Origin of the sequence: Micromonospora sp. NPDC050695 (assembly GCF_040654415.1) — a bacterium.
Classification (GTDB): Bacteria; Actinomycetota; Actinomycetes; order Mycobacteriales; family Micromonosporaceae; genus Micromonospora.
The window spans coordinates 1-5,146 of the sequence record NZ_JBFAHZ010000105.1; the positions used below are offsets into that span (position 1 = coordinate 1).

The 5,146-nt window shown below is 68.0% G+C and carries 6 protein-coding genes; 4 read left to right on the forward strand and 2 right to left on the reverse strand.

Annotated features, from left to right (window positions below):
• Together AB0H52_RS31345 and AB0H52_RS31350 are read right to left on the reverse strand one after the other, a co-directional pair.
• Positions 1-893: ankyrin repeat domain-containing protein (locus AB0H52_RS31345; RefSeq protein ID WP_357951885.1), on the reverse strand; the 893-nt coding region annotated here is incomplete at its 3' end.
• Positions 890-1,612 (reverse strand): hypothetical protein, encoded by a 723-nt coding sequence (locus AB0H52_RS31350; RefSeq protein ID WP_357951887.1) that lies wholly within the window; start codon positions 1,610-1,612, stop codon positions 890-892. The genes AB0H52_RS31350 and AB0H52_RS31345, both read right to left, overlap by 4 nt.
• Before the next feature lie 158 nt (positions 1,613-1,770).
• Here AB0H52_RS31350 and AB0H52_RS31355 point away from each other — a divergent pair, with 158 nt between their 5' ends.
• The 4 genes from AB0H52_RS31355 to AB0H52_RS31370 all read left to right on the forward strand — a co-directional run bounded on the left by AB0H52_RS31355 (position 1,771) and on the right by AB0H52_RS31370 (position 5,139).
• Positions 1,771-2,079 (forward strand): hypothetical protein, encoded by a 309-nt coding sequence (locus AB0H52_RS31355; protein ID WP_357951889.1) that lies wholly within the window; start codon positions 1,771-1,773, stop codon positions 2,077-2,079.
• A gap of 248 nt (positions 2,080-2,327) precedes the next feature.
• Positions 2,328-3,059 carry an NUDIX domain-containing protein gene (locus AB0H52_RS31360; protein ID WP_357951895.1) on the forward strand — a complete coding sequence of 244 codons (732 nt, stop codon included), beginning with the start codon at positions 2,328-2,330 and terminating at the stop codon, positions 3,057-3,059.
• A complete protein-coding gene (locus tag AB0H52_RS31365; protein ID WP_357951891.1) occupies positions 3,056-4,207 on the forward strand; it encodes a 5'-methylthioadenosine/S-adenosylhomocysteine nucleosidase in 1,152 nt (383 codons plus the stop codon). The genes AB0H52_RS31360 and AB0H52_RS31365 overlap by 4 nt, the downstream gene beginning before the upstream one ends.
• Positions 4,204-5,139: a hypothetical protein gene (locus AB0H52_RS31370; protein ID WP_357951893.1), complete on the forward strand. Its 936-nt coding sequence runs from the start codon at positions 4,204-4,206 to the stop codon at positions 5,137-5,139. The genes AB0H52_RS31365 and AB0H52_RS31370 overlap by 4 nt, the downstream gene beginning before the upstream one ends.
• Positions 5,140-5,146 lie beyond the last annotated feature (7 nt).

Sequence of the window (5,146 nt, forward strand, 5' to 3'; positions counted from 1 at the left end):
CGGACCAGATCAACAGCGTCCCTACGGAACTGCTCGGGGTACTTCGATGGACGTGGCACCAGGCCATCCTTCCCCAGACCACTGTCTGGGCTCAGAGGGTGGTTCGCAGGGGGAACCTCAAACTGGATGTTCTGGTGTTGCCAGCCACGCGCAAGTTGCAGGGCCGTCATGTCATCGGCACTGACGGTCTCGATGGCGGCGCCGGCCAGCAGGAGGGTAGCGATGACCCGTCGTTCGTTGCGTTCGACTGCGTGCATCAACGCGGTTCGCCCTTGCCGGTCGCGGGCGTTCACGTCGGCGCCGGCCTCAAGGAGCACGTCGGCTACGGCGTGATCGCCTCGACGCGCCGCCACCACGATCGCTGGTGTGGCGTCGGAACGCTGTTGGTTGGCGTCCGCTCCGTGGGCGAGGAGAAGTCGCAGCACCGCCGGTGCGACGGGTCGCGTCACCGCGGTGATCAGTGGTGCTTCCTCGTTCGGGACGGAGGTCGCTCCCGCTTCCAGCAGCACCCGCAGCGTCGCAAGAGCTGTTGGTGTCGGGCGGAATGCGGTGTGGGACAGGGCCTGGGTCAGCACGCTCGGCCCGGTGGCGGGTTCCGCCGTGAGCGCCCCAAGGGCGATGAGAAACAGCACCACCTCCGTGTGCGCCCCGAGTACGGCGGCGCGCAACGGCGAGGCGGTGTATGGATCGGGGGGACCGATGCGCGCACCGGCGTTCACCAGCATGCCCACGATCCCCCGCCGGCCGCTGCTCGCTGCCTCGGCCAGCACCGATCCTCGGAATCGGCCAACCGGAACGTTCGGGTCCGCGCCATCGGCCAGCGCCTGCTCGACGTCCACCTCGTCCCCAGCCTGCACAGCGTCGATCAGGCGCTGATCGGTAGCCTCGGTCATCGATCATCACCCGTCATCTCAGTGAACGCTCGCAGATGCAGCCGTGCCGCAGGGTTGCTGGCGAACCAGGCGAAGAAGTCGTTGTCCGCATCAAGGCCGGCACCAACCGCGTCACACCAGTCCTGCCGATCAAGCACGGCCAGGTACTGCCGGACGAGGTGGTCTCGCTGTTCATTGGTGCATCCGGATCGCTGCGGAGTCTTGTCCGCCAGATGGTCGGCGATGACCGCGGCGTCGACGTACCTGTTCAGGGTCGGTGTCTGCCGGCCGAGGCGAGCCACGTGCGCGGCGAGGACGCGAGACGCAGGCGGATAGTGCTCGAGGGTCATGCCCATGCCACCGCAGTCCGCCATGATTTTCAATAGTCGACCGGTGTGGTCGACCAGGTCATCGTCGGTGTCGGTCCCGGTGATCGCTTCGTGCAGGTGAGCTGCAGTGGCGACGCGGCCGGCGATGTAGCCGTTGAGGTAGTCGCCATCGCAGGCGTGGCGCAGCAGCCATCGACGCGAAGCGTAGGCCCCGTGCCGGCAGAGCGCCTCGATGACGTAGACCCGTCCCCAACCAGCAACACGCTGGGCCAGCCACAACAACGCATGTTCGCCTCCACGGCGACGTCGCAGCGCCTCGGCGGCCAACGGCCCGAACCTGTCCGACAGCAGGCCGATGGTCTGGATCAGCGGGATGTCCTCCTCCGCCCAATCCGTGGCAATCAGGGCCAACCCAACAGTGGCCGAGCATCGATCAGTGCTGTGCCGCACCAGCCACCGGCCGGTCTGCCGCACCCGCTGCCGGTCGGCGCGCAGCGCCGCTGCAGCGATGTGCTCGTTGTGATGATCGGGACGTCAGCCTGGCAGAACGCGTCGGCGAGTTCGCTCGGTTGCGCATCGACCTTGCCGAAGTGCATGTCGAGGACGGCGGCAACGTCGACGCCGCGGAGGCGCTGATCTTTCCGGGTCTGCGGACGCTGCCGCCGGCAGCGGTGGAGTTCGTCGTCCGGATACGGCTCGCCATCACGCGGCAGGGGCGAGTCCGGATCTTGCTGATGCAGGCGCAGGGCGTGTTCGAACAGGGCGGTCTGGGGTCCGAGCGATCCAGGCTCGGTCGCCACGCTCACCAGCGGACGGAGGGCTCGATTCTCTCGATCATGGCCGGGATGATGCCAGCCCGGACCGACCACGGCAAGTGATTAGGCGCTACGCCGAAACCGTGAAGTGGCTACCGAGCCATGCGCGGCACTCGGCCGGCTTTGTCCCACTACCCCACTTCATCGATCGCTTAGCCTAGACACCGCCCTTCCCGGCATCACCGCTACCACGTATGGCGGCGCCACCGCACTCGTGGCACCTCTTGGTGATCGAGACACTACTCAAAGTGTCGGCCTTGCGACAGCGCCGATCCCTTTTTGTCGTATCGACAAAAAGCTATGGTCGAGCAGTGCCTGATGACACCTGGGAACCACCCCTGATCATGCTCGCTGTCGATCTCGTGATCCTCACTCTGCGCGGTGGTCGTCTGAACCTGCTTCTCGTGCGGCGCGGTGTTGAGCCGTTCGTCGGGCGGGCAGCGCTGCCTGGTGGGTTCCTTGCCGATGAGCGCGAGGACATCCTCAGCGCCGCCCGCCGGGAGTTGCGGGAGGAGGCAGGGCTCACCGACATCCCGCACCTGGAGCAGCTCGGTACATACGGCGACCCCGACCGTGACCCTCGTGGACGCGTGGTCTCCGTCGCCCACCTCGCCGTCGTACCGCGCCTTCCCGAGCCCATCGCCGGAACCGACGCCGCGGCCGCCGAGTGGGTGCCGGTCGACGATGTACTGGCCGCGCGGGTACCGCTCGCCTTCGACCACTTGCGCATCGTCGTCGACGGGGTGGAGCGCGCTCGCTCCAAACTGGAGCACACGGACCTGGCGACGGCCTTCTGCCCGGAGGTCTTCACCCTCACGGAGCTACAGCAGGTCTACGAGGCCGTCTGGGGCACGCCGCTCGATCCCCGCAACTTCTACCGCAAGGTCCAGGGCACGAAGGGCTTCGTGGTCCCCGCCGGTCCGCCCCGCGCCACGGGCACCGGCCGCCCGGCCCGCGTCTACCGCGCTGGTCCGCGCCGGAACCTCTACCCACCCATGATCCGCACGGTTCCGACCGTCGCAGCCGGAGGAGACGAGAGATGACCAGACCCGTGGTCGTGCTCACCGCACTGGACCTCGAGTACAACGCAGTCCGCGAACGTCTCACGAAAGTCGAACCGCACGTACATCCGATGGGCACGCGCTTCGAGCGTGGCACCGTGACCCGAGGCTCCTGTGAAATCGTTCTCGGCCTTGTCGGCAAGGGCAACCACCCCTCCGCCGTCATCGCCGAGCGCGCCATGACCGAGTTCGACCCGGAAGCGGTCATCTTCGCCGGCGTGGCTGGGGCGCTCTGGCCCTCCGTCGGCCTCGGCGACGTCGTCGTGGCCACCCACGTGTACGCCTATCACGGCGGCACTAGCGAGAGCGACGCTTTCCGCACCCGGCCGCGCGTGTGGGAGATCCCCCATGCCTGTGATCAGCTCGCCCGGCATCTTGAGCGGGAGCGAGGCTGGGCGCGTGGCCTCGCCGGAGGAGTGCCCAAGGTGCGGTTCGGCCCAATCGCCGCCGGAGAGGTCGTCCTCGACTCGGCGTCGTCGCCTGAGGCGACGCGCATCCGTGATCACTACAACGACGCGTTGGCGGTGGAGATGGAGTCGGCCGGGGTCGCCCAGGCCGCACACCTGAACCGCTCTCTGCCGGCCGTCGTCGTCCGCGGCATCAGCGACCGTGCCGACGGGACCAAGGTCCACACCGACGGCGAGAACTGGCAGCCGCGTGCCGCCGCCAACGCCGCGGCCTTCGCCCTCGCGCTCGCTCAGGAACTCGGGGCGCAGTATGGCTCCTCCCCTCGCCGTCCTCGGAAAGAAGCAGGTGATGCGTCGATGTCCGGCTCCGTCAGAAACGTCGCCAAGGGCAACGCTCACGTCGGATTTCAAGCGCACACCGTTCACCACGCGACCGTCTACGGCGGGCCGGGCGGTGCGGGCGGGGAGACATTCCACGAACAGCTCGCGGACTTGCGCGCCTCGCTCCGAAAGTTCCATGAGGCGGGTGACGTGGACGCGGTCACCTACCGCGCGGCGGAGCAGGAGCTGGACGCCGCCGCCGCCGACGTGCCCCCTGCCGACGACGAGGCACGGAGCCGCGCGACCACGGCCCTGCGGAAGCTGCGCGGCCTGCTGCTGGACTGGACGGACCTCGCCACGCGGGTCGTGGGGCTCATGGCGGCTCTGCGGGATCTGTCATGAGCGCCGGACCGCAGGAGAAGACGTTCACCAACGTCGCTGACGGCAACGCCCGGGTGGGTTTCCAGGCCCAGGAGGTCCACATCGAGGGCGGATACCACGTCAGCGACGACGACCCGCCGGAGCGGCAGTTCGAGGTCGGCCTCCGCTACCTGGAGATCAGCGCCCCACCCGAGGCGAGAGAGCTGATCAGGAAAGCCATTGCCCGGGGCTACCAGAACTCCCGCGCCTACTTCTATCTGGCGCTCGCACTGTTGAGCGGCCGTACCCTGCAGAGCCTGACGGACCAGGAACTCGCGCAGCTGGCACACGTCCGCCGCTGGGCGGCGCAGCGCTCCGAAGATCCCTGGGCCCGGGGCATCAACGCCGTCGGCTCGCTGCTGGACTCGCTGCCGCAGACCACGGCGGAGACTCCCGACCCGGCCTCGATCGGTGTGGTGGTCAAGGAGTTCGAATCGCTCAACGCGCCCCTGCAGGAAAGCATCCTCAACCACCTTGAGGTCTTCTTGGCCGGCCCGCACCAGGACTGGACCTGGCAGAAGACGTTCGCGACCGCCCGGCGGGACAAGACGGCCAACGACCGGGTGGAGCGGGTCTGGAAGTTCTTCCAGCCCAAGCCGATCCCTCCCCGGCCGGTTCCGCCGCACCCGATTCGCACCGACGCGGCGGACTATCTACGCACCCTCGGCGGCTCGGCACTGCTCCTCGTCACGGGCCTTGCGGTGGTCCAGTACGCCTGGGCCCACTCATGGCTTCGCTCCGCCGGCTACCTGATAGTGGCTCTTGGAGCCGTCGTCGTCGCGGTCCGGGCCGGATTCACGATCAGGCTGGCTCGGCATCGACGCCAGGCCCCTCCCTGTCACGCTGATGTGAGACAGCTCGTCTACCAGGGGATACTCTTCCTGGACGGTTCTGAGGAGAGATCATCAGCATGACGTCGAA

What these genes read in the sequence shown, in the direction of transcription:
- AB0H52_RS31370 (WP_357951893.1), top strand. Translation starts at nt 4,204, where the DNA reads ATGAGCGCCGGACCGCAGGAGAAGACGTTCACCAACGTCGCTGACGGC.
- AB0H52_RS31365 (WP_357951891.1), top strand. Translation starts at nt 3,056, where the DNA reads ATGACCAGACCCGTGGTCGTGCTCACCGCACTGGACCTCGAGTACAAC.